General features: G+C 73.3%; 18 protein-coding genes and 1 pseudogene. 12 read left to right on the top strand and 7 right to left on the bottom strand.

Going from position 1 to position 18868, the window contains the following annotated elements:
- Nucleotides 1-117: 117 nt before the first annotated feature.
- The 5 genes and pseudogenes from ACZ7DY_RS30390 to ACZ7DY_RS30370 all read left to right on the top strand — a co-directional run bounded on the left by ACZ7DY_RS30390 (nucleotide 118) and on the right by ACZ7DY_RS30370 (nucleotide 4494).
- Nucleotides 118-1419 (top strand): MFS transporter, encoded by a 1302-nt coding sequence (locus tag ACZ7DY_RS30390; RefSeq protein ID WP_471140804.1) that lies wholly within the window; start codon nucleotides 118-120, stop codon nucleotides 1417-1419.
- 29 nt (nucleotides 1420-1448) lie between these two features.
- A pseudogene (locus ACZ7DY_RS30385) lies at nucleotides 1449-2201 on the top strand (putative hydro-lyase); the annotation flags it as partial.
- 30 nt (nucleotides 2202-2231) lie between these two features.
- The gene (locus ACZ7DY_RS30380; RefSeq protein WP_471140802.1) at nucleotides 2232-2996 is read left to right on the top strand and encodes a LamB/YcsF family protein; all 765 of its coding nucleotides are present in this window, start codon (nucleotides 2232-2234) and stop codon (nucleotides 2994-2996) included.
- On the top strand, nucleotides 2993-3619 hold the full coding sequence (locus tag ACZ7DY_RS30375) for a 5-oxoprolinase subunit B family protein (RefSeq protein ID WP_471140800.1): 627 nt from the start codon (nucleotides 2993-2995) through the stop codon (nucleotides 3617-3619). Before ACZ7DY_RS30380 ends, ACZ7DY_RS30375 begins: the two co-directional genes overlap by 4 nt.
- Nucleotides 3616-4494 carry a 5-oxoprolinase subunit C family protein gene (locus ACZ7DY_RS30370; protein ID WP_471140798.1) on the top strand — a complete coding sequence of 293 codons (879 nt, stop codon included), beginning with the start codon at nucleotides 3616-3618 and terminating at the stop codon, nucleotides 4492-4494. The genes ACZ7DY_RS30375 and ACZ7DY_RS30370 overlap by 4 nt, the downstream gene beginning before the upstream one ends.
- 36 nt (nucleotides 4495-4530) lie before the next feature.
- Here ACZ7DY_RS30370 and ACZ7DY_RS30365 read toward each other — a convergent pair whose 3' ends face one another.
- Complete coding sequence (locus ACZ7DY_RS30365) at nucleotides 4531-5946, bottom strand: HEAT repeat domain-containing protein (RefSeq protein ID WP_471140796.1); 1416 nt, start codon at nucleotides 5944-5946, stop codon at nucleotides 4531-4533.
- 301 nt (nucleotides 5947-6247) lie between these two features.
- Entirely contained in the window at nucleotides 6248-6640 is a 393-nt protein-coding gene (locus ACZ7DY_RS30360) for an ankyrin repeat domain-containing protein (RefSeq protein ID WP_471140794.1), read from the bottom strand.
- Nucleotides 6641-6915: 275 nt separating this feature from the next.
- Here ACZ7DY_RS30360 and ACZ7DY_RS30355 point away from each other — a divergent pair, with 275 nt between their 5' ends.
- Together ACZ7DY_RS30355 and ACZ7DY_RS30350 are read left to right on the top strand one after the other, a co-directional pair.
- A complete protein-coding gene (locus ACZ7DY_RS30355) occupies nucleotides 6916-7110 on the top strand; it encodes a hypothetical protein (protein WP_160503705.1) in 195 nt (64 codons plus the stop codon).
- Between the two features lie 37 nt (nucleotides 7111-7147).
- Nucleotides 7148-8806, top strand: a complete 1659-nt coding sequence (locus tag ACZ7DY_RS30350) for an ATP-binding protein (protein WP_471140793.1) — start codon at nucleotides 7148-7150, stop codon at nucleotides 8804-8806.
- Between the two features lie 34 nt (nucleotides 8807-8840).
- Here ACZ7DY_RS30350 and ACZ7DY_RS30345 read toward each other — a convergent pair whose 3' ends face one another.
- A complete protein-coding gene (locus ACZ7DY_RS30345; protein WP_471140791.1) occupies nucleotides 8841-10340 on the bottom strand; it encodes an SCO1417 family PLP biosynthesis transcription factor in 1500 nt (499 codons plus the stop codon).
- Between the two features lie 102 nt (nucleotides 10341-10442).
- On the opposite strand from ACZ7DY_RS30345, the gene yczE reads away from it, so the two are divergent.
- The 4 genes from yczE (at nucleotide 10443) to ACZ7DY_RS30325 (ending at nucleotide 13910) form a co-directional block, all read left to right on the top strand.
- The gene (gene yczE / locus ACZ7DY_RS30340) at nucleotides 10443-11114 is read left to right on the top strand and encodes a membrane protein YczE (RefSeq protein WP_471140789.1); all 672 of its coding nucleotides are present in this window, start codon (nucleotides 10443-10445) and stop codon (nucleotides 11112-11114) included.
- Nucleotides 11111-11878 carry a glycerophosphodiester phosphodiesterase gene (locus ACZ7DY_RS30335; protein ID WP_471140787.1) on the top strand — a complete coding sequence of 256 codons (768 nt, stop codon included), beginning with the start codon at nucleotides 11111-11113 and terminating at the stop codon, nucleotides 11876-11878. Before yczE ends, ACZ7DY_RS30335 begins: the two co-directional genes overlap by 4 nt.
- A 45-nt stretch (nucleotides 11879-11923) precedes the next feature.
- Nucleotides 11924-13279, top strand: coding sequence for an MFS transporter (locus ACZ7DY_RS30330; RefSeq protein WP_471140785.1), 1356 nt, complete (start codon nucleotides 11924-11926; stop codon nucleotides 13277-13279).
- 256 nt (nucleotides 13280-13535) lie between these two features.
- Nucleotides 13536-13910 carry an RNA polymerase-binding protein RbpA gene (locus ACZ7DY_RS30325; RefSeq protein WP_030360404.1) on the top strand — a complete coding sequence of 125 codons (375 nt, stop codon included), beginning with the start codon at nucleotides 13536-13538 and terminating at the stop codon, nucleotides 13908-13910.
- A gap of 139 nt (nucleotides 13911-14049) precedes the next feature.
- On the opposite strand, the gene fxsA is transcribed toward ACZ7DY_RS30325, so the two are convergent.
- From fxsA to ACZ7DY_RS30305, 4 genes are all read right to left on the bottom strand, one after another.
- Nucleotides 14050-14625 (bottom strand): FxsA family membrane protein, encoded by a 576-nt coding sequence (gene fxsA, locus ACZ7DY_RS30320; protein WP_471140782.1) that lies wholly within the window; start codon nucleotides 14623-14625, stop codon nucleotides 14050-14052.
- Between the two features lie 81 nt (nucleotides 14626-14706).
- A complete protein-coding gene (locus ACZ7DY_RS30315; RefSeq protein ID WP_471140779.1) occupies nucleotides 14707-15498 on the bottom strand; it encodes a polyprenol monophosphomannose synthase in 792 nt (263 codons plus the stop codon).
- A gap of 535 nt (nucleotides 15499-16033) precedes the next feature.
- The gene (locus tag ACZ7DY_RS30310) at nucleotides 16034-17683 is read right to left on the bottom strand and encodes an amidohydrolase (protein ID WP_471140777.1); all 1650 of its coding nucleotides are present in this window, start codon (nucleotides 17681-17683) and stop codon (nucleotides 16034-16036) included.
- 43 nt (nucleotides 17684-17726) lie between these two features.
- The gene (locus ACZ7DY_RS30305; protein WP_150219824.1) at nucleotides 17727-18167 is read right to left on the bottom strand and encodes an Lrp/AsnC family transcriptional regulator; all 441 of its coding nucleotides are present in this window, start codon (nucleotides 18165-18167) and stop codon (nucleotides 17727-17729) included.
- A 271-nt stretch (nucleotides 18168-18438) separates the two neighbouring features.
- On the opposite strand from ACZ7DY_RS30305, the gene ACZ7DY_RS30300 reads away from it, so the two are divergent.
- Complete coding sequence (locus ACZ7DY_RS30300; protein ID WP_471140775.1) at nucleotides 18439-18867, top strand: hypothetical protein; 429 nt, start codon at nucleotides 18439-18441, stop codon at nucleotides 18865-18867.
- Nucleotide 18868: the final 1 nt, after the last annotated feature.

Here is an 18868-nt window from a genome sequence, read left to right as displayed (position 1 = left end):
TATTGAGGGATCGTTCAACGATCCTCTAGCTTGTCGGGCACGGCCCGCACCGCTCGGCCCGAAAACGCACCGCTCCAGCACCCTCAGCACCCTCCGTCCCTCTCCTGCGAGGTGCCCATGAGCACGACCCCGCCACCCCCGGCCGCTCCGGCCGACACCCGCCCCGACCGGGCCGAACCCGTCGACGACAGCGGCGCATTCGGCTGGCTGCGCGCCCTCGGACCGCGCGGACGCCGGGCCTTCGCCGGCGCCTTCGGGGGCTACGCCCTCGACTCGTACGACTACTTCACGCTGCCGCTGAGCATGGTGGCCCTCTCCGCGTACTTCGGCCTCAACAGCGGGCAGACCGGCCTGTTCACCACCGTCACCCTCGTCGTCTCCGCCGTCGGCGGCGCCATCGCAGGCGTGGTGGCCGACCGGATCGGCCGCGTCAAGGCCCTGATGATCACGGTCGTCACCTACGCCGTCTTCACCGTGGCCTGCGGCTTCGCGCCCAACTACGAGACGCTGCTGGTCTTCCGCGCCCTCCAGGGGCTCGGGTTCGGCGGCGAGTGGGCGGTGGGCGCGATCCTCGTCGCCGAATACGCCACGGCCAAGAACCGCGGCCGCACGCTCGGGGCGATCCAGAGCTCCTGGGCCGTGGGCTGGGGGCTCGCCGTAGTCGTCTACACGCTGGTGTTCCAGTTCCTCGACGACGACGTCGCCTGGCGCGTGATGTTCTGGACCGGCGCGCTCCCCGCGCTGCTCGTGATCTACGTGCGCCGCAACGTCCACGACGCCCCCGAGGCCGCCGAGGAGCGCCGCAAGAGCTCCGACAAGGGCTCGTTCACCGCCATCTTCAAGCCGGGCCTCGCCCGCGTCACCTTCTTCGCGGTGCTCCTCTCCACCGGCGTGCAGGGCGGCTACTACACGCTGGCGACCTGGGTGCCCACCTATCTCAAGGAGGACCGTGGCCTGACCGTCGTCGGCACCGGCGGCTACCTGACGTTCCTGATCTCGGGCGCCTTCATCGGCTACCTGACGGGCGGGTACCTCACCGACCGGCTCGGCCGCAAACGGAACATCACGCTCTTCGCGTTCCTCTCCGCGGCCAGCGTCCTCGCGTACACGCACATCCCGGACGGGGCCAACGGCCTTCTTCTCGTGCTCGGTTTCCCGCTGGGCTTCTGCATGTCGGCGATCTTCAGCGGGTTCGGCTCGTTCCTCAGCGAGCTGTATCCGGCCGCCGTGCGCGGTACGGGACAGGGCTTCACGTACAACACCGGCCGCGCGGTCGGTGCCGTCTTCCCGACCATGGTCGGCTTCCTCGCCGACAGCTGGGGCGTCGGCGGCGCGCTCGTCTTCGGAGCGGTCGGTTACGGCCTCGCCGTCCTCGCGCTGCTCGGCCTCCCCGAGACCCGGGGGAGGGAGCTCCTGTGACGGCTTCCCTGCTCCGCGGCGCCGAAGAGGCGCGGGCGGCGTTCCGTTCGGGCGAGACGGGCCCCACCGCGGGCCGTGCGGCGGGCTTCACCCAGGCCAACCTCATCTCCGTCCCCGCCGACTGGGCGTACGAGATGCTGCTGTTCTGCCAGCGCAACCCCAAGCCCTGCCCGGTGCTCGACGTCACCGACGAGGGCTCGTGGACCACCCCGCTCGCCCCGGGCGCCGACCTCCGCACCGACCTGCCGCTCTACCGCGTGTGGGAGCACGGCGAGCTGGTTGACGAGCCCACGGACGTCGTCGACCGCTGGCGCGACGACCTGGTCACGTTCCTCATCGGCTGCAGCTTCACCTTCGAGTGGGCGCTGGCCGACGCCGGTGTCCCGCTGCGCCACATCGAACAGGGCCGCAACGTCCCGATGTACGTCACCGAGCGCCCCTGCCGCCCCACGGGCCGGCTGCACGGCCCCCTGGTGGTGTCGATGCGTCCCGTGCCGCCCCGCCACCTCTCCGACGCCATCAGGGAGAGCTCGCTGATGCCCGCGGTGCACGGCAGCCCCGTGCACTGCGGCGACCCCGGCGGACTCGGCATCGAGCGCCTCGACCGCCCCGACTTCGGCGACGCGGTGACCGCGGAACCCGACGACATCCCGGTGTTCTGGGCGTGCGGGGTGACACCGCAGGCCGCGGTGATGGCCTCGCGGCCGCCGTTCGCCCTCACGCACGCGCCGGGCCGGATGTTCGTCACCGACGCCAGGGACGAGCAGTACCGCGTGGTCTGACCGCCGAGAACCCCAGGAGAACCCCCGTAGATGAGCACCACCTCGATCGACCTCAACGCCGACCTCGGCGAGGGCTTCGGCCGCTGGCACCTCACCGACGACGAGGAGCTGCTCTCCGTCGTCACCAGTGCCAACGTGGCCTGCGGATTCCACGCCGGGGACCCGGTGACCATGCGCCGCGTCTGCGACCGCGCCGCCGAGCGGGGGGTGCGGATCGGCGCCCAGGTCTCCTACCGCGACCTCGCGGGGTTCGGCCGGCGCGCCATGGAGGTGCCCGCCGCCGAGCTGGCCGCCGAAGTGGCGTACCAGATCGGCGCCCTGGAGGTGTTCGCCCGCGCGGCGGGCGCGCGCGTGTCGTACGTGAAACCGCACGGCGCCCTCTACAACCGCGTCGTCCACGACCCCTGTCAGGCCCGCGCGGTCGTCGACGGCGTGCTGCTCGCCGACGCCTCGCTGCCGCTCCTGGGGCTGCCGGGATCGCGACTCCTGGAGACGGCGGCGGACGCCGGACTCGCCGTCGTCACCGAGGCGTTCGCGGACCGCGCCTACACCGACGAGGGCACGTTGGTCCCCCGGACCGTCGAAGGCGCGGTCGTCACCGATGCCGACGCCGTGGTCGCACGGTCCGTCGGCATCGCCGGGGCCGGGGTCGTCACCTCGCACGGCGGCCGGGAGATCGAGGTCCGGGCCCGTTCGCTGTGTCTGCACGGCGACACCCCGGGGGCGGTGGAGCTGGCCCGCCGGGTGCGGGCCGCGCTGGAGTCGGCGGACGTGCGCGTGGCGGCCTTCTCATGAGGGTCCGCCGGGTCGGCGAGCGGGCCCTGCTCGTCGAACTCGCCGACGGCACCGAGGCCCAGGCGCTCCACGCCGAGCTGCTGCGGCGCCGGGCGGCGGGCTCCTTGCGGGTACGGGAGATCGTCCCCGCCGCCCGCACGGTGCTCCTCGACGGACTCGACGAGCCCGCCCGCCTCGGGGCCGAGCTGCCGGGCTGGGAGGTGCCGCCACTGCCCCCGCGCGCGGGCGGTGTCCTGGAGCTCCCGGTGCGGTACGACGGGCCGGATCTCGGGGCCGTGGCGGCGCACTGGGGGGTGGCGCGGGCGGAGGTGGCGCGGATCCACTCGGAGGCCGAGTTCCGCGTCGCCTTCTGCGGGTTCGCGCCCGGCTTCGGCTATCTGACCGGGCTGCCCGGCGACCGCGAGGTGCCGCGCAGGGCCACGCCCCGTACCTCCGTCCCCGCGGGCAGCGTCGCCCTGGCCGGCCCGTACACGGGCGTCTACCCGCGGGCTTCGCCCGGCGGCTGGCAGCTGATCGGCTCGACCGACGCGGTGCTGTGGGACCACACGCGCGTGCCCGCCGCGCTGCTCTCCCCCGGCACCCGCGTGCGCTTCGTTCCGCAGGCCGCATCGGATCCGCGATGACCGACCGTGCCTTCGCCGTCGTACGGGCCGGGGCGCTCACGACCGTGCAGGACCTCGGACGCCCCGGCCACGCCCATCTCGGGGTGCCGCACTCGGGAGCCCTCGATCCGCCCACGGCACGCCTGGTCAACCGGCTGGTCGGCAATCCGCCCGAGGCCGCCGTCCTGGAGACCACCCTCGACGGCTGCGGGGTGCGCCCGCGCCGCCCCGTCACCGTCGCGGTCGGCGGTGCGCCCTGCCCCGTGACCGTGGCCGGCCGGCCCGCGCCCTGGGGAGCCCCGGTGCGCGTGCCCGCCGGAGCGCTCGTCGAGATCGGCGCCGCGCTCTCCGGAGTACGGTGCTACGTCGCGTTCGACGGTGGGGTGGCCGTCGAACCGGTGCTCGGCAGCCGCTCCACCGATCTCCTGTCCGGCCTCGGGCCGCCCCCGCTCGCGGACGGCGCCGTACTGCCTCTCGGCACCCCGAGCGGCACGCACGCACGCGTGGACGTCGTTCCGCAGCCCGCGCCCCCCGATGAGCTGGTGCTCCGGGTACGGCTCGGACCGCGTGCGGAGTGGTTCACGGCGGCGGCCCTGGAGACGCTCACCACGCGCGCGTACCGGGTCTCCGCGGCGAGCAACCGCATCGGGCTGCGCACCGAGGGCCCCGCTCTGGAGCGGGCCCTTCAGGGTGAACTGCCGAGCGAGGGGATGGTGTTGGGCGCCGTCCAGGTACCGCCGGACGGCAGGCCCGTCGTCTTCCTCGCCGACCACCCCACCACCGGGGGCTACCCCGTGGTGGCCGTCGTCAGGGAGGCTGACCTGGCCGCGGCGGCCCAGGCACGGCCGGGCACGCCGCTCCGCTTCGTCGAGGCCGGCACCACCGGCGGCCGCTGACCCCGCGCCCGAGCCAAGGCGCGCCTAAGCCGCCGCCTACACGGGCGCGTCCGGGCCGATCCGGCTGCGTACCGCGCTCTGTACGTCGTCCTCCTCGGCGGGGTCCGCGGCGAGCCTGCGGAGGCGGTTGACGACCCGGGCGTCACCGGTCTCGGCATGGCGGGCGGCCACTTCGCGGGTGGACTCCTCGCAGTCCCACAGGCACTCGACGGCGAAGCCGGCGGCGAAGGAAGGGTCGGTGGCGGCCAGCGCGCGGGCGGCGCGGCCCCGGAGGTGGGAGGAGGCGGTCTCGCGGTAGACGTGCCGCAGGACGGGGGCGGCACAGGCGATGCCGAGGCGTCCGGCGCCGTCGACGAGGGTCCAGAGCGTCGGCGCGTCGGGGCCTTCGCCGCGGACGGCCTCGCGGAGCGCGGCAAGGACCTTCTTGCTGTCCTGCGCCCCGCCCCGGCAGGCGAGCATCCGCCCGGCGGCGGCGCCCAGGGCGTCGGGACGGTAGGCCCAGCGGCGGGCGCGCTCGACGGCGGCGACGCTGCGCATCCGTTCGAAGGCGGCGGTCGCGGCCTCCGTCACCACCTGGGACGGGCCCTCGGCGGCGAACTCGATGAGGTCGAAGACGGCCGGGTCGTGGGCGTCGGCCAGATAGCGCAGGGCGGTCCCGCGCGCTCCGTCCGAGCCGGTGCGGGCGGCCTCGATGATCTGGGGGCGGTCCTCGGGGCCGGCGACGGCGGTGAGGCAGCGGGCGGCGGGCACGTACAGCACGGCGCCTCGTTCGAGGCCCTCCTGCGCCCAGTCGAAGACGGCCTGGACGCTCCAGCCGGGGCGCGGACCCGCGGGCCGCATCTGGCGCTGCCAGCGGTCGAAGGAGCCCTGTTCCCGCGCGGCGCGCACACGGGCGCCGACATCGGCCCGGGGGTCCTCCTCCCAGAGGCGCCAGGGCCTTGGTTCGTAGGCGTCGCGGACGGCGGCGGCCAGCTCGGCCTCGCCCTCCGCGTCGGGCGCGAACCGGGCGAGCACGGGGGCCGCGAGGGCGCGCAGGCCCGCGTCGTCGTCCCGCAGCGCGAGCTCGTCGAGGGCCCACGCCCAGTTCGAGCCGAACGCCGCGTACCTTCGCAGCAGCTCCAGGGCGTCCTGCCTGCCGTACGAGGCGAGGTGCCCGAGGACGGCCAGCGCGAGGCCGGTGCGCGAGTCGTCCGTGTTCAGGACGTCCTCGGCGTCGAAGAGGTGCCGCTCGATCTCTCCGAGCCCGCCGTGCAGGTCGAGGTAGAGCCGGGCGTAGTACAGCGAACGGTTCTCCACCTGCCAGTCGTGGCGGGGGTCGTTCAGCACGCAGTGGTCGAGGGCGGCGAGCGCCTCGGGACGTGGTGCGGTGAGTGCGTGCAGCGTGCCGTCACCGCGGCCCCTCTGCAGCAGGCCGAGCAGCGTACCGCTCGGCGCTATGACCGGATCGAACATGGGAAACAGCCTCACATCAAGCGTCGACGCAACCGGGAATCTCGCATTACCTGGCCGTGCGCCTACACGTCGGGCCGCCCGCCGTCTTTTGCTTGTCGAAGACCATGTTCCTCTGCCTCTCGTCCGTGGCCCAGGGGTTCCCGGACAAGAGGTCCGGGGGCGGGCCGCTCACGGTCCACGCGGTGCGGCAACATCTGCCCCGCCGTCGCGTCCGTAAATCACGTCGTCATGATGACCCGGCGGTCATGTCCGCCGCGACCACATTTCCAGCGCCCCCGTTGTTGCTGGTCAGGTACCCGGTTCAGGCGGCCCCGAACAGCTGCAGCAGCTCCGTCTTCTGGAACATCCGGGCCGTGTCGACCGCCGAAGGCGTCCCCGCGGCCGGATCCGCGCCGCCTTCGAGGAGGGCGCGGACCACCGCGTCCTCGCCCTTGAAGACGGCTCCGGCGAGCGGCGTCTGCCCCCGGTCGTTGACGCGGTTGGTGTCGGCGCCCCGTTCCACCAGGGACCGGACCGCCTCGGCGTGCCCGTGGTAGGCCGCCAGCATCACCAGCGTGTCTCCGCTGTCGTTCGTGAGGTTCGCCGGAACGCCCGCGTCCACGTAGGCGGCGAGCGCCGCGGCATCCCCTTGGCGCGCCAGATCGAAGATCTTGGTCGCCAGCTCCACGACCTCGGGGTCGGGGGCTTCGCTCATGGGGGCGTCCGCCTTTCTGGGTGCGCTGCCGGTGCAGCCGTACGAGTGAATCGACAGGGTACTGCCCTCGCGGGCACATGACGCGGCCTGCCCGAGGCATAGATCACCACAAGAACCGCAGACCCCCCGGACCCGCCCACGTATGACCCGGGCGGACTCCCCCATTCGGGCGAAATACACGTTAATTAACCCATTTGCACCTTTTATCGTATGGATACATGCTGTGAACCTGGAAGAACTCATGGTGACTGTCCCCACCAACCAGGAGAACCGTCATGATCCTTTCCATCTCGGGCGTCGTCCTGCTCGGCATCATCGTCTTCCTCTTCTTCCGCAAGGACGGGCTCAAGGCGTCCCACGCGGTGGTCTGCGCGCTCTTCGGCTTCTTCATGGCGGGCACCGCCATCGCCCCGAGCATCAAGGCAGGCAGCGCGAGCCTGGCGAGCCTCCTCGGCGGGATCAAGTTCTGACGCCCCTGCCTTTCGTACGCACCTCCAGGAGACAGACGTGGCCAGGCGCCCCCTCCCCCGCATTCTGAGCAACGGCACCGCATCCATCGCCCGGAGCCGGGAGCTGGCACGGTCGGCAGCCGACAGCGCCACCGACGTTCTCCACCCGCTGATCACGATCACTCGGGGACTGCGCCGGCTGGCGGCCGCCGGCCGGCGCAGATGGACCGACACCCCCAAGGACAAGCGCGGCCCCCTGCTGTTCCTGGTGGCCTCGGTGGTCCTGGTCGTGGCGCTCGTCCCCTATGGGCCGCTGCTCGCCGCCGTCTGCCTGGGGGCGGCCGCCGCCTGGACGGGCCGCGAGCGCACCGCCCCGGAGCCGACCGGCCCCGACGAGTCGCAGGTACAGCGGCTGCAGTCCCTCTACGAAGCGCTCGTCCCGTACTTCTCGGTCCCCGAGGACCCCGCCCCGCTCTTCACCCACGGCGGCGAATGGGACAAGGCCTTCACCGACCACGACTTCGACGAGAACGGGCGGATCTCCCGGCTCGTGGTGCACTACCCCGCCTACTTCACGGACGGCGAGCCCGACTCCCGCGCGCGGATCGAGCAGCTGCTGCACGCCAAGTCGGGCCGCGGCCGCGAGTACCACTTCGCGTGGGACGAGGAGGGCAACCAGCTCACCGTCTCCGTACTGGCCCCGCTGCCGACCGACATCGCCGCCCAGCCGTTCGTCACCGCTCCCGGGGAGACCGTCCTCGGCTTCACCGACGAGACCGGCGTCCAGCGCACCCTGCCGGTCACGGACGGTCAGGAGCAGCGCGACGTGCCGCCGGTCGTCTGGCGCACCGGCGTCCGCTCCACCGAGCCCCACCTGCTCATCGCGGGCCAGCCCGGCAGCGGCACGACGACACTGGTGCGCTCCATCGCCCTCCAGGCGCTGCAGTACGGCGATGTCGTCATCGTCGAGGGCAACGGCACCGGCGACTACGCCTGCCTGACCGGACGCCGCGGCGTCCTCGCCGTCGAGTGCGGGCTCACCGGCGCCCTCGCCAGCCTCGAATGGGCGGCGCACGAGACCGAGCGCAGGCTCATCTCCGCCAACCGCGCCCGCCAGGCGGGCCACCCGCCGCCGGAGGACACCAAGCGCCCCCTGTGGATCCTCCTCGACCACCCGAGCGCGCTGGGCCACCTCGCCGCGGCCGACGGGCGCAGGGACCCCCAGTCCCTGCTCCAGGTCCCGCTGCGGCACGGCAGGGCGGCCAATGTGACGGTCGTGGTGGCCGACCAACTGGACTGCCTGGACGCGCTGAGCGACGCCGTGCACCAGCACACCCGCGCGCGCGTGCTGCTCGGGCCCGCCACCATCGACCAGCTCGAAGAGGTCCTCGGGGTGCCGCCGCACACGACGCCCACGCCGGACGTCCCGCCCGGCCGCGGCTACGCCCGGCTCGGGGCGGGGCAGGTGCACCGGCTCCAGGTGCCCGCGACACCGGACCCGTTCGACGACGCCACCAGCGAGGCACACCGCCGGGCCGTCATGGAGCTGCTGCCGGAGCGGATCACCCCGCCGGACGCGTCGGACACCACAGCGACGGAACCGCCCCCCGACCCGGCCGAGGCGGAGCCGATCCCCGAAGCCGCGGAGGCGGAACCGGTCACCCTGGAGACAGCGCCCGAGATCGCGGGGGCACAGCCCGTACCCGCGGAGGGCTGACCGCAGGGGACGCGTGGCGCACGCGGGCGCGGCGTCAGGCGACGAAGGGGTGCGCGGCCTGCGCGCCCGCGCCGACCCCCGTCTCCACGAGCCGGGCCGCCGCGGCCAGCCGCGCCGCCGCCTCGTCGGCCACCGCCCCTCCCACGGTGAACGGCAGCCGCACATAGCCCTCGAAGGCCCCGTCCACCCCGAACCGCGGCCCGGACGGCACGCGCACCCCCACGCGCTCCCCCACTTCGGCGAGGCGCGAGCCGGACAGGCCCCCGGTCCGCACCCAGAGCGTGAGACCGCCCCGCGGCACCTCGAACTCCCAGCCGGGCAGCTCGCGCCGGACGGCGGTGACGAGCGCGTCACGGTTCTCCCTGGCCTGCTCCCTGCGCACGTCCACGGCGGCCTGCCAGCCTCCGGTGTTCAGCAGCCAGTTCACGGCGAGCTGTTCGAGGACGGGGGTGCCGAGGTCGGCGTAGGCGCGCGCCGCGACCAGGCTGCGGATCACGTCGGGCGCGGCCCGCACCCAGCCGATCCGCATGCCGGCCCAGAACGCCTTGCTCGCCGAGCCCACGGTGATGACCGTGGAGCCCGCCGGATCGAAGCCGCAGACCGGCCGCGGCATGGCGAGGTCCGCGGCGAGCCCGAGTTCGCTCATGGTCTCGTCGACGACGAGGACCGTGCCCGCCGAGCGGGCCGCCTCCACGAGCTGTCTGCGCTGGTCCTCGTCGGCGAGCGCGCCCGTGGGGTTGTGGAAGTCCGCGACGACGTACGCGAGCCGGGGCGCCGCGTCCCGCAGCACCTGGCGCCAGCGGTCCATGTCCCAGCCCCTGAGCCCCTCGGCCATGGCCACGGGGACGAGGCGGGCACCCGCCTCGCGCATCAGCTGGAGGATGTTGGCGTACGAGGGTGACTCGACGGCGATGCGTTCGCCGCGGCCCGCGAAGAGATGGCAGATCGCGTCGATGGCGCCCATCGCGCCGGTGGTCACCATGATCTGTTCGGGCATGGTGGGGATCCCGCGCGCGGTGTAGCGCTCGGCGAGCATCTCGCGCAGCGCGGGCAGGCCCGCGGGGTAGTCGCCGTGCGTGTGGGCGTACGGCGGCAGCGCTTCGAGGGCGCCCTGGACGGAGCGGGTGAGCCAGGGCTCGGGCGCGGGCAGTGCGGCGCAGCCCAGGTCGATCATGGAGCCGAGCGCCTCGGGCGGCAGCGGTTCGAGCCCGCGCGCGGGGAGGGGGTTTCCGGCCGGGACGGCGGTCCAGCTGCCCGCTCCCCTGCGGGACTCCAGGAACCCTTCGGCGCGCAGCGCCTCGTAGGCGGCGGCCACGGTGGTGCGGCTCACGGCGAGGGCGACGGCGAGCTCGCGTTCGGCGGGCAGGCGCGCGGCGACCGGCACGCGCCCTTCGAGCACGAGCAGGCGGATGCCGTCGGCGAGGGCGCGGTAGGCGGGCGGGCGGCGGGTGCCCGCTCCTGGGGGGCGGTCCTGCTGGGAGGCGAGCAGGCGGGCGAGCTGCGTCGACCCCATCGCCGAAGTCCACTGAGCCATGATTCCCAGTCCACCTTCCCCGGATTGGCCATGGTTGGCGTCGTAGTACAAGCCACAGAGTGTCACGCGTCAGGCCACTATCACCACAGCAGGGGGCACCACTTGTCCGGGACGACATCCGCGTCGGTAGGGCGGCACCTGCCGCGGAGGCTGGCGCAGCTCTACGCGGGACTCGCCCTGTACGGCGTCAGTTCGGCGCTCCTCGTCGTGTCGGGTCTCGGCCTCGAGCCGTGGAACGTGCTGCACCAGGGGCTCGCGGAGCGCAGCGGCCTGTCGATCGGCGTCGTCTCCATCGTCGTGGGCGCCGCGGTCCTGCTGCTGTGGATCCCGCTCCGGCAGCGTCCCGGGCTCGGCACGGTCTCGAACGTCTTCGTCGTGGGACTCGCGATGGATGCCACGCTGGCGCTGCTCCCCGACGCGCACGGCCTGTTCGCGCGCGTGCCCCTCATGGTGGCCGGGATCCTCCTGAACGGTGCGGCGACGGGTCTCTACATCGCGGCCGCCTTCGGCCCCGGCCCCCGGGACGGCCTGATGACGGGTCTGCATCGGAGCACCGGGCGCTCCATCCGGCTGATGCGGACGCTCGTGGAGGTGGCGGTGGTCGCCACCGGGTTCGCGCTCGGCGGCACCGTGGGGATCGGCACCGTCGTGTACGCGCTGGCCATCGGCCCGCTGGCCCAGTTCTCCCTGCGGCTCTTCGCCGTCCCCGCGCCCGCCGCCCGGACCGTCGTGGCCGCCGGCGACCCCTCGGAGCAGGCGATACTGCAGCGGTGACCTCCCGCGTACGCCATCCCTACCTCGACCATCCGGGTCCGCTCGCCCTCGCCCACCGCGGCGGCGCGGCGGACGGCCTGGAGAACACCGCCGCCGCCTTCCGGCGCGCCGCCGGCCTCGGCTACCGCTACATGGAGACCGATGTGCACGCCACGGCCGACGGCCGTCTCGTCGCCTTCCACGACACGACGCTGGACCGCGTGACGGACGCGGCAGGGCGCATCGTCGACCTCCCCTGGAGCGAGGTGCGCCACGCGCGCGTGGCGGGCAGCGAGCCGGTGCCCCTCTTCGAGGAGCTCCTGGAGTCGTTCCCCGAGGTCCGCTGGAACGTGGACGTCAAGGCGGAGTCCGCCCTTTTGCCGCTGCTCGACCTGATCCGCCGCACCGCCTCCTGGGACCGCGTCTGCGTCGGCTCGTTCTCCGAGCCCCGGGTGGCCAGGGCGCAGCGGCTCGCGGGCCCGCGCCTGGCCACCTCCCTGGGCACGCGGGGCGTGGCGGCGCTGCGGCTGCACTCCTACGGCGTGCCCGCCGCCCTGCGCCGCTCCGCCGTCTGCGCCCAGGTGCCCGAGACGCACGGCGGGGTCCGGGTGGTCGACCACCGTTTCGTCCGGGCCGCCCACGCGCGCGGGCTTCAGGTCCACGTCTGGACCGTCAACGACCCCGAGCGAATGCGGGCCCTGCTCGACCTGGGCGTGGATGGCATAGTTTCCGATCACATCGAGACGCTGCGCGGGGTGCTCGAGGACCGGGGGATCTGGGTCTGAGCGCCCGGCGGCGGCGTCGCACCACGGGGAACAGCGAGGTCACGGGTGGGTACCGACACCGTGAAGGCGGCGCAGGCCGACGACGCCACGGCCGCCAGACGGCGCGAACAGCGCGGCTGGTACTTCTACGACTGGGCGTGCTCGGTCTATTCGACGAGCGTCCTGACCGTCTTCCTCGGGCCCTATCTGACGGAGATCGCCAAGGCGGCCGCCGACCCGGCGGGGTACGTGCATCCGCTGGGGATCCCGGTCCGCGCCGGCTCCTTCTTCGCGTACACGGTCTCCGCCTCCGTGCTCGTCTCCGTCTTCGTGATGCCGGTCGCGGCGGCCGCCGCCGACCGCACCGGGCGCAAGAAGCCGCTCCTGGCCGTCGCCGCGTACCTGGGGGCGGCCGCCACGGCGGGCATGTTCTTCCTGGACGGCGAGCGGTATCTCCTCGGCGGCTTCCTGCTGATCGTCGCCAATGCCTCGCTCGCCGTCTCGATGGTGCTCTACAACGCGTACCTGCCACAGATCGCGCCCCCGGAGGAGCGTGACGCGGTCTCGTCGCGCGGCTGGGCGTTCGGCTACGCGGCGGGCGCCCTGGTCCTGATCGCGAATCTCGTGCTCTTCCTCGCCCACGACCGTTTCGGGGTCTCCGAGGCGATGGCCGTCCGCATCTGTCTGGCGTCGGCGGGCGTGTGGTGGGGTGCCTTCACCCTCGTCCCCCTGAAGCGGCTGCGGGACCGCGTGAGGACGCCCGGGGAGGGCACGCCGGCGCGCGGGGGCCTCGGGCAGCTGCGGGAAACGGTGCGGGACATGCGGCGCCACCCGCACACGCTCGCGTTCCTGCTGGCGTACCTCGTCTACAACGACGGGGTCCAGACGGTGATCTCGCAGGCTTCCGTCTACGGCTCCGAGGAGCTCGGCCTCGACCAGTCCACGCTGATCGTCGCGGTGCTGCTCGTGCAGGTGCTCGCGGTGGCGGGGGCACTCGCCATGGGGCGGCTCTCCCGTACGTACGGCGCCAAGCGCACCATCCTGGGCTCGCTCGCGGCCTGGACGGTCACGATCGGGGCCGGGTACTTCCTGCCGGCCGGCGCGCCCGCGTGGTTCTTCGTCCTGGCCGCGGGGATCGGGCTGGTCCTCGGCGGCACGCAGGCGCTGTCCCGCGCGCTCTTCTCTCATCTGGTGCCGCGCGGGAAGGAGGCCGAGTACTTCTCCGCGTACGAGATCAGCGACCGGGGCATGGCCTGGCTCGGACCGCTGATCTTCGGCCTCACCTATCAGCTCACCGGGAGCTACCGGGACGCGATCGTCTCCCTCGTGGCGTTCTTTTTGCTCGGTTTCGTCCTGCTCTCGCGGGTACCTGTGCGGCGTGCGGTGCGCGACGCGGGCAATCCCGTGCCCCACCGGATTTAGCAACTGACGGCAAAGGCCGGTAGTGTACGCGTTTGGCCTGCCAGGCGGACCGTTACTGCGAGCTGAAGAATCAGAAACGCTGGGTGACATCTGCTGCCAGATGTGACAAACCGGGCACTGGTGGGTACAACAAGGGGCGGCATACGACGGCGACGCATGACCCTGAACGGGAATCTTTACCGCCGACCGGACGTTGACCGGATGACGACGACAGCGACACCTGTCCTGTGGGCGACAAGCCCGGGAGGCACGATTCATGAGTGAGCGAGCTCTTCGCGGCACGCGTCTCGTGGTGACAAGCTACGAGACCGACCGCGGCATCGACCTGGCTCCGCGCCAGGCCGTGGAGTACGCATGCCAGAACGGACATCGTTTCGAGATGCCGTTCTCGGTTGAGGCCGAGATCCCGCCGGAGTGGGAGTGCAAGGTCTGCGGGGCCCAGGCACTCCTCGTAGACGGCGACGGACCTGAGGAGAAGAAGGGCAAGCCGGCGCGTACGCACTGGGACATGCTCATGGAGCGCCGCACCCGAGAGGAGCTCGAAGAGGTCCTGGAGGAGCGCCTGGCGGTTCTCCGGTCCGGCGCCATGAACATCGCGGTGCACCCGCGGGACAGCCGGAAGTCCGCCTGACGGCGGACCACCGCGCTCGACCGCACCGCGGAAAACGCAGCACAAAGGGACGGGGCCACTGCTCAGCAGTGGCCCCGTCCCTTTGTGCTGTCCGAACCCGAATGCCCCGGCGCGCACGCACGCGCCGGGGCCGGGAGGATCAGCGGGGCAGCTGCGGGTCCTCAGGGCGCGGCTCACGCGCCGCGGCCCCGTCGTCCCTGATGACCTCGCCCTGGACGACCTTGCCGTCGGGGCGGTGCATGCGCGCCTGCTGGAAGGCGTCCCCGAGGCCGCCGGGCGTCGCCTCCCGCACCTTGCGCTCGAAGGTCCGCTCCGCATACCGCCCGAGGGCCTTCTGGACCGGCGGGACCAGCAGGATCAGCCCCAGGGCGTCGGAAATGAGCCCCGGCAGGATGATCAGCAGCCCGCCCAGCATCGTCAGGGCGCCGCCGCCCCCGCTCTCCGGAGCGGGCGTCACACCGCTCTGCTGCTGTTGCACCGCCTCGCTGAGCTTGCGGAACGCCCTGCGCCCCGCCCGCTTGATCACCGCGGAGCCGAGCACGAGGCCGCCCACCAGGAGCAGGAAGACCACGAGCCCGCTCGTGGCGCCCGCCACGACGGTGAGCAGCCAGATTTCCAGGACCAGCCACGCGGCGACGCCGAGCGGCAGGAACCTCAGGACCCCGGAGCGCCGGGGCCGGGCGGATCGGATGGGAGGCGGTGCGCCGTTCGTCATGCTCCCAGTGTGCCTGGGACCGCCTCAGTCCGGCATAAGGGGATGATCAAGACGGGCCGGGCGTGCCCGCGCGGGCGCCGCTCAGGGCTGCTTGCGGCCCATGACCTTGCCGACGCGCTCCCCCACGCCCCAGGCGGTGACCCGCCACAACGCCTCGACCACGATGTTCTGGCTCATCTTGCTGTCCCCGAGCTCACGCTCGACGAAGGTGATGGGCACCTCGACGACGTGGTAGCCCGCCTTGACCGCGCGGCGCGCCAGGTCGACCTGGAAGCAGTACCCCTGCGACTCGACCTCGCCGAGGCCGAGCCCTTCGAGGGTCTCGCGGCGGAAGGCGCGGTAGCCGCCCGTCACGTCCCTGATGGGCACGTCGAGCAGCAGCCGCGAGTAGGTGCTGCCGCCGCGCGAGATGAACTCGCGGTGCTTGGGCCAGTTGACGACCCGCCCGCCCGGCACCCAGCGTGAGCCGAGCACGAGGTCGGCGCCCTTCAGCGCGGTGAGCAGCCGGGGCAGCTCCTCCGGCTGGTGGGATCCGTCGGCGTCCATCTCCACGAGGACGCCGTAGTCGTGGTCGAGGCCCCAGCGGAAGCCCGCCAGATAGGCGGCGCCGAGCCCTTCCTTGCCCTTGCGGTGCAGCACGTGGATCTGGTCGTCCTCGGCCGCGAGCTCGTCGGCGATCTTGCCGGTGCCGTCGGGGCTGTTGTCGTCGGCGACCAGGATGTGCGCGGCCGGAACGGCGGCCCGCACCCGGCCGACGATGGACTGGATGTTCTCCGCCTCGTTGTAGGTCGGAATGATCACCAAGGCCGTGCCGAGCGAGCCGAACTGCCTCCCCTGGTCCCCTGCTTCGGAGACCCGACCGCCGTCGTTCACTACTGCCCCTTCGTTCGTACGCAGAGGACCACCATAGTGGCCGCGGCCTGCGCCGCAGCGGCGGCACGGAGGTCTGCGGGCCCACGGGCCCGCCCAGGAGACGGAAGTGCCCCTCGGGCAGGGGGAAAGTACTGCGGATCGGGGCCCGGCGCCCTTCGGGCCGACCTGGGACCCGCTGGCTGCGGATCGACCGAGAGCCGTTGTCTACTGAGCGTCCGGGCCCCACCCGGGTCACACCTGCCGACCGGCTGATACGTTCCCTCGCCTCCGCGTCGCGGGCGCTGGACCTGGCTCCCAGCGGTGGTGCGCCGGTGCGGCACACCACCCGTGACCCAGCGGCGTTCGACGACCGCGTGGAGGTTCGCCGGTCGGACGTCCTGTGGTGGACCCGGCCGAACCTACCGGCCCACGGCGGCTCTCTGTCAATACCCCGCTGAGCTGCGGCTACTTCGTAGACCTCCAGGTCAGCGCCGAGGATTCCCAGGTCGTGCGACGGCGTGACGGGGCGCGATCCGCGGCGCGCACCGCCGGTACATCACTCGTCCGGCCGCACATACACCGGCTGTCCGCCCACCACCGTCCGCAGGCAGACGGGGAGTTCGGCGCCCGGCGACAGGTCGGGCAGGCCAGGGGTGCCGGAGCGCGGGTCGGTCGACCAGCGGGCCACGCGGTCGTCGGGGGCCTGCACCACCAGATCGGAGGTGCGCCACACGGCGTAGTCCGCGGGCGCGCCCGGCACCAGGATGCCCGCGTCGTCGCGGCCGACGGCCCGCCAGCCGCCCCGGGTGTGGGCGGTGAACGCGGCGCGCACGGAGACGCGGTGCTCGGGCGTGCGGTGGAAGGCGGCGGCGCGCACGGTGCCCCAGGGGTCGAGCGGGGTGACGGGGCTGTCGGAGCCGAAGGCCAGCGGCACGCCGGTGCGCAACAGGGCGGCGAACGGGTTGAGCGTGCGCGCCCGTTCGGCGCCGAGCCGCTGGACGTACATGCCCTCCTCGCCGCCCCACAGCGCGTCGAAGGCGGGCTGCACGGAGGCGGTGAGGCCGAACTCGGCGAAGGCGGCGATCGTCTCGGGGGTGAGCATCTCGGCGTGTTCGACGCGGTGGCGCGCGGCGCGGATACGGGCCGCGCCGACCTTCTCCGCCGCCGCGCGCATGCCGTCGACCACGGAGGTCACCGCGGCGTCCCCGATGGCGTGGAAGCCCGCCTGGAGCCCCTCCTCGGTGCACGCCACGACGTGGGCCGCGACGGCGGCGGCGTCCAGGTGGGCGGTGCCGGTGTGCGCATGGGCGGTGTCCGCGTACGGCTCGTGCAGGCAGGCGGTGTGCGAGCCGAGGGCGCCGTCGACGAAGAGGTCCCCCGCGGCGCCGACCGCGCCGAGCTCACGGGCCCGCCGGACGTCCTGTTCGGCCCAGTACCCGACGACGCGCGGCCCCGCCTCCTCGGCGGCGAGCCGGAGCAGCCCGGTGAAGTCGTCCTCGTCGGAGATCTCGGGGCCGCCGCACTCGTGCACGGAGCCGATGCCGAGCGAGGCGGCGCGGGCGAGCGCGGCGCGCTGGGCCTCCGTGCGCTGGCCGGGGGTGATGGCCCCGAGGGCCGCCGCACGCACCCCGTGGTGGGCGTCGGCGGTCAGCGGGGCGTCCGGGCGGTAGCCGGCCCGCTCGGTGACGCCGGGCACGAGGTCGAGCAGCGCGGTGGTGACCTGGGCCGAGTGGACGTCGATGCGGGAGAGGTAGAGCGGGCGGCCGCCGGTGGCCTCGTCGAGCTCCGCGCGCGTGGGCGGGCGGCCCTCGGGCCAGCGGGACGCGTCCCAGCCGTGGCCCAGGAGGACGCGGTCGTGCGGACGTGCGGTGGCGTGTTCGCGTACGAGAACGAGTGCGTCGGCGAGGGAGCGGGCCCCTGTCAGGTCCAGGCCGGTCAGGGCGAGACCGGTGGCAGTGGTGTGCACGTGGGCGTCGGTGAAGGCCGGGGTGACCAGGGCTCCCGCCAGGTCGACCACCTCGTCCACGCCGTCCGCGAAGGAGTCCGCGGCGCCTTCGGAGCCGACCCAGGCGATGTGTCCGCGCTCGACGACCATCGCGGTCGCGAACGGGTCGGCGGGGCTGTGGACGTCGCCGCCGCGCAGCAGCACGGTGCGGTGGTTCTCTGGATCCCGGGGGGCGTTCCCGGGGGCGGTGCTCTGGCTCATGGGGACCAGTCTCGCCCCTGCCGGCGTCCGTGCGACGCGCGGGTCACACCTGGGGCGGGCGCGCCTCGTACGGGGTGGAGAGGACGACCGTCGTGCGGGTGGAGACGCCGGCCAGGGCGCGCAGCCGGCTCAGCAGGTGCTCCAGCTCCAGGGGGGTGGCGACGCGGACCTTGAGGATGTAGTTCTCGTCGCCCGCGACGCTGTGGCACGCCTCGATCTCCGGGACGCCCGCGAGGCGGTCGGCGATGTCGTCGGGGGCGCTGGGGTCGAACGGCTTCACCGAGATGAACGCGGTGAGCGGCAGTCCGACCGCCTCGGGGTCGACGACCGCGGCATAGCCGCGGATGACGCCCCGCTGCTCCAGGCGGCGCACGCGCTGGTGCACGGCCGACGTGGACAGGCCCGTGGCCTTGCCCAGGTCGGTGTAGCTCATCCGCCCGTCCTTGACGAGCAGCTGCACGATCTGTCGGTCCAGCTCCTCCATGCGCCGAACCTACAGGGCTCTTGATCCCCACGGATACCTGAGCGCCCAAAGCCCCCGCGCGTCGGCGCCCTGGCCGGGGCGCGCCGGACCTCGGCGCGACCGGCCCACTCGTCTCCCCGCACTCGGGCATCTCCACGCGGCATGTGACGAACGACACATGGCTGTGACCGTGTCCGACGGGATGCAACGATTACCTCTACGACGGGACGGGAAGTGCTCGCTGTGGTCGAGGCCGCAGCGCCTTGTCGGCCCACCCGAGGGGGAGATTCCCATGCAGAATTTGAAGCGCCCCGGCCGGTCTGCCCGCGCCAAGCAGCAGCCGGTCGTAGAGCCCGAGCCGGAGGGCGTCGAACCGGCGGACGCCTTTCTCGACTCCTACGACACTTTCGAGATGTACCGGGTGAACTGCCCCGACTGCGGGCAGCCCATCGCGCTCCTCGCGGACGAGGACGTGCTGCCCGAGCACGCGCTGTGCGCCACGCCGTGGAACCCGTTCGGTCTCACGGTCTGTGCCGGCACCGGCCGGGCCGCCACCGACGCCGTGCCCACGGACGAGTCGATGGAGGCTCAGGAGCAGGACACGGCACTGCTGTTGACGCTCCCTCAGGGTCTTGACTGGCGGACGCAGCCGTTCTCGCACGTGGACGGTCCCGGCTCGCGCCCCATCCGCGTACCGCGGCAGGACCGGCCCGCCGCCTGAT

Source organism: Streptomyces sp. NPDC037013, assembly GCF_055607265.1.
This window is presented reverse-complemented; position numbering and strand designations above follow the sequence as displayed.